Here is a 3,060-nt window from a genome sequence, read left to right as displayed (position 1 = left end):
TCCGGCAAGACCGTGTGTCTCAACCGGAACTAACCCACACACTAACCACACCCACCGACAACTTTCTAGATGTCGCACAACGCAATACACCGGGCAGACCTCATACCGGGGCCCGCCCGGCACCGCACTTCTTGACCTGCGATTTTGGGGGCGGCGAACAGAGTGTCGCCGCCCCCAAGATCGGGGTCAAAGTGCGCGCTATCCGATGGGCGGCCATCCGGCGGGCACTTGGGCGCGTAGCGCCGAGTCGATCGCCGCGCGCACGTCGCCGCGATCGGCCCAGTACTGGCCATCGAGGTAACGGAAGATGCGTCGCGGGCAGTTGCCGACGACCTCGAACATCGCATCGTTGATCGCCTCCAAGTCGTTGTCGGCACCCAGATAGCAGCGCTCGCCGTCGGCCAACGCGAGGGTTTCGATCGCCGAGCACTCTTCGATGTCGACCTGGATCGCTACCCACCCGTTGCGGCACATCACCTCATACAGGGTGTGCAACGCCGCCAACTCGGTATGGCGCTCAACGAGATTGCGCACCGTCAGATGCGACGACAACGCCGCCCGCGCCCGCTCCCCGCTGTCGCTGAACACCACCGGGCACGCCGCCTGCTGCTGGTCGATGGTCATAGCAGCTCACCCACGATCACCTGATAACCGAGCGCGTCGGCGAGCATCACCATCAGCTCCTCACCCGTCGGCAACGGCTGCTCAGCCATCCGATCGGTGACCGTGTCGCACACCGGTTCGTCCTCACAGCGGCAGTTGGGGTTGGACGGGTAGGTGTCGTGGGTCGAATCCAACCCGCCCCCGCCGAGGGTCAGCGGGTCGATGACCCACCGGTCCTGCGAGGGGTGGCGCATCAGGTACACCGACACCGCTTCCTCGATGTAGTGCGCGCCCGGATCGTCACCGTCGCGGCGCGGGTACTTCGCATCAGCCACGACGCACCCCCTCAGCAGCGTCGCGCACCCGTTTGAGGTAGTCGACCTCGTCCATCTCCAGGGCCGTCAGCAGCCCTGTGTCGCACACCTCCGACGCCGCACTGATCTGCTCGGCCAACCGCCGATGATCCGCCAGCGCCTCATACAGGCCCAGCCAGGCCCTGTCCTGGGCGTCTGCGTCGACCTCGGCGCTGTCGGTGTCCGCCAGGTCGACGCTCTGCCAGAAGACGACCGCGCCATCGCTGGCGCTTCCGGAGTCGGTGAACGTCGGCACCCAGGGCGGGGCGATACGAACCAGGTGCGCCGCTACCCATTCGATGGTGTCGCTGGTCCACTGGGCCTGACCGCCGAGAGTGGTCATCATCTGTGCGCACGCCAGCTGCGCGGCGCGGGCCGGGATCTGATCAGCGATCTCACCCACCGTCACCGACAGTGGGGCGTCGGGATCGCTGATCACCGCCAGGGCGCTGCGCGCCTCGGTGGGGGCCTCGGGGAACGCCTCGGCCTCACGCTCGTAGGCGACGACCTCGCCCCCCTCGTCGATGTTGTGGTTGGTCGCGACGTCCTGCGCACGGTCGGCATCGGCGGCGCGCACCCGATAGCGGGTGGTGGTCGTCTCGGTGACCTCGACCGAGAACACCGGCAACCCGTGGGCGGTGTCGGTGGCGCTCATGCGGCGGCCTCGCCGTCGGTGCTGGCCGGATCGGTGTCGGCGTAGACGCACGCGACGTCGACGCCGTGATGCTGTCCGCAGCACCCGGTGACCTCCAGGACCCGGTCGGGACGGCTGATGTGGCCGCGCGCGTAGGTTTCGGCCTCGTCCAGGGCATCAGCGCTGATCGCCTCGTAATGGGCGCGCATATCGGTGACTCCGTCGACCTCCGGCAGCCCGGCGGCATCCCACATCCGCGCATACAGCCCGAACCCGTCATGAGACAGCGGCGCCCGCAAGCTCGCTTCCCGCAGCCCCAAACACACCTCCACCGCCGTACCGGGGCGGGTGTCCTGCTCCTGGCCCACCCGATCGAGCAGCTCCCGCGCATAGGCCCGATAGACCGGTTCCACACTCAACCGCTCGGACAGCTCAACCGGCGGCCGGATCAGGGAGAACGAATGAAACAGCGCATCCGCGCGAGCAGGCCAGCGCCGCTGCGCCGCCGCGATCTCATCCTCGGCCCACTCGATCGAGGCGAACACATCCGCCAACGAATCTCGGACCTCTGCGAACAACTCGGCAACATCCATCGCCACAACACCCCTTCGGGATCATCCGGCAAGACCGACTGTCTCAACCAGAACTAACCCACACACTAACCACACCCACCGACAGTTTTCGAGCTGTCCCACAACGCAATACGCCGGGCCGACCTCATACCGGGGTCCGCCCGGTACAGCCCTTGCAGGCTTGCCGGGACGGCTCGGCGCCGGCACCCCGATCGGTGGGTGCCGGCGCCCCGCTGGACCCGGTCTAGGCGGCCGCGGCCGCCGGCTCGGCGCCGGGCAGCCGGACCGGCATCAGCAGATGACGCACGCGATCGAACTCGATGGTCATCGGCCGCGTCGTCGGCGCGGTCGGTGACCACGTCAACTCGACCTCCCCCGGCGCGCACGCCAGCAGCGACGCCAGGTACTCCGGGTTGTAGCCGGCCACCACTCCCACCACCCGCTCATCGACGTCGTGCGCGGCCACGTCGAAGGTCGTAGACACCTGACCGGTCTCGAGGTCGCCGGCCTCCACCCGCAGACCCTCGGCCGCCATCGTGACCCGCACCGAGAACACCGAGGTGAGTTTCTTGAGCCGGCGCGCGAGATCCGGCGCGGCGATCCGCGCCCGCATCCGGTCATCACCAGCACTCGGCAGCAGGTTGCGCCACCGCGGGAACTGGCAATCCAGCGCCCGCACCACGACGTCACTATCGGGGCCACTGAGCCGCACGTTCCCGCCGTCGAGGTACACCCGCACCGCACCCTCGCGCTTGGCCACCCGTGCCGCGGCCGCGGCGAGGACCTTCGTCGGCACCAACACCGGCGCCTCCAGCGCCGCGGGGGCGGCTGTGGCCAACTCCGTTGCCGCCAGCCGGAACCGGTCAGTCGTCGCCAGCGACACCACCCCGGCGTCGTA

Annotated in this window: 4 protein-coding genes and 1 pseudogene; all 5 read right to left on the bottom strand. The window is 68.5% G+C overall.

Features of this window, described 5'->3' with window-relative positions; genetic code table 11:
• Positions 1–198 precede the first annotated feature (198 nt).
• Positions 199–624, bottom strand: a complete 426-nt coding sequence (locus ACFW3F_RS18355; protein WP_388059860.1) for a hypothetical protein — start codon at positions 622–624, stop codon at positions 199–201.
• Positions 621–938 (bottom strand): hypothetical protein, encoded by a 318-nt coding sequence (locus ACFW3F_RS18350; protein ID WP_388059859.1) that lies wholly within the window; start codon positions 936–938, stop codon positions 621–623. The genes ACFW3F_RS18355 and ACFW3F_RS18350 overlap by 4 nt, the downstream gene beginning before the upstream one ends.
• Positions 931–1,611 (bottom strand): hypothetical protein, encoded by a 681-nt coding sequence (locus ACFW3F_RS18345; RefSeq protein WP_388059857.1) that lies wholly within the window; start codon positions 1,609–1,611, stop codon positions 931–933. Before ACFW3F_RS18345 ends, ACFW3F_RS18350 begins: the two co-directional genes overlap by 8 nt.
• Positions 1,608–2,183 carry a hypothetical protein gene (locus tag ACFW3F_RS18340; RefSeq protein ID WP_388059855.1) on the bottom strand — a complete coding sequence of 192 codons (576 nt, stop codon included), beginning with the start codon at positions 2,181–2,183 and terminating at the stop codon, positions 1,608–1,610. The genes ACFW3F_RS18345 and ACFW3F_RS18340 overlap by 4 nt, the downstream gene beginning before the upstream one ends.
• A gap of 223 nt (positions 2,184–2,406) precedes the next feature.
• Positions 2,407–3,060: pseudogene (locus tag ACFW3F_RS18335) on the bottom strand (hypothetical protein); the annotation flags it as partial.

Source organism: Gordonia sp. NPDC058843 (assembly GCF_042743165.1).
Taxonomy (GTDB): Bacteria; Actinomycetota; Actinomycetes; order Mycobacteriales; family Mycobacteriaceae; genus Gordonia.
The sequence above is the reverse complement of the archived record's forward strand: the minus strand, read 5'-3'. Positions and strand labels throughout refer to the sequence as shown.

Excerpts from the sequence above, each read along its gene's own strand:
- ACFW3F_RS18355 (WP_388059860.1), bottom strand. The coding sequence starts at position 624 with ATGACCATCGACCAGCAGCAGGCGGCGTGCCCGGTGGTGTTCAGCGAC.
- ACFW3F_RS18340 (WP_388059855.1), bottom strand. The coding sequence starts at position 2,183 with ATGGATGTTGCCGAGTTGTTCGCAGAGGTCCGAGATTCGTTGGCGGAT.
- ACFW3F_RS18345 (WP_388059857.1), bottom strand. The coding sequence starts at position 1,611 with ATGAGCGCCACCGACACCGCCCACGGGTTGCCGGTGTTCTCGGTCGAG.